This window comes from Staphylococcus sp. HMSC068G11, from assembly GCF_001815825.1.
Classification (GTDB): domain Bacteria; phylum Bacillota; class Bacilli; order Staphylococcales; family Staphylococcaceae; genus Staphylococcus; species Staphylococcus epidermidis.
This window is the reverse complement of record NZ_KV822080.1, coordinates 1-791: the sequence shown is the minus strand read 5'-3', so window position 1 is coordinate 791 and position 791 is coordinate 1. Positions and strand designations below refer to the sequence as shown.

Here is a 791-nt window from a genome sequence, read left to right as displayed (position 1 = left end):
AGGAGGATATTTAACAATGAAAAAAATCGCTACAGCTACAATTGCAACTGCAGGAATCGCTACTTTCGCTTTTGCACACCATGACGCACAAGCAGCAGAACAAAATAATAATGGGTACAATCCTAACGACCCTTATTCATATAGCTATACTTACACAATCGATGCTGAAGGTAACTACCACTACACTTGGAAAGGTAACTGGAGTCCAGATCGTGTAAATACTTCATATAACTATAATAGTTATAATAACTACAACAACTATGGTTACAATAACTATAGCAACTATAATAACTACAGTAATTACAACAATTACAACAACTATCAATCAAACAACACGCAATCACAAAGAACAACTCAACCGACTGGTGGTTTAGGCGCAAGCTATTCAACATCAAGTAGTAATGTTCACGTTACAACAACTTCTGCACCATCATCAAACGGTGTATCTTTATCAAACGCTCGCTCAGCATCTGGTAACTTATACACTTCAGGTCAATGTACATATTATGTATTTGACAGAGTAGGTGGCAAAATCGGTTCAACATGGGGTAACGCAAACAACTGGGCAAACGCTGCAGCACGTTCTGGTTACACAGTAAACAATTCACCAGCTAAAGGTGCAATCTTACAAACATCACAAGGTGCATACGGACACGTAGCATACGTTGAAGGTGTAAACAGCAATGGTTCAATCAGAGTTTCAGAAATGAACTACGGTCACGGTGCAGGTGTTGTCACTTCACGTACAATCTCTGCGAGCCAAGCTGCTTCATATAATTATATTCACTAAT

The 791-nt window shown here is 38.8% G+C and carries 1 protein-coding gene; it reads left to right on the top strand.

What is annotated here, in order from left to right; all coding sequences use genetic code 11:
• Positions 1–16 precede the first annotated feature (16 nt).
• Positions 17–790, top strand: coding sequence for a CHAP domain-containing protein (locus HMPREF3058_RS06025; protein ID WP_002458244.1), 774 nt, complete (start codon positions 17–19; stop codon positions 788–790).
• Position 791 lies beyond the last annotated feature (1 nt).

Coding starts and splice junctions, on each gene's coding strand:
- HMPREF3058_RS06025 (WP_002458244.1), top strand. CDS start 17: ATGAAAAAAATCGCTACAGCTACAATTGCAACTGCAGGAATCGCTACT.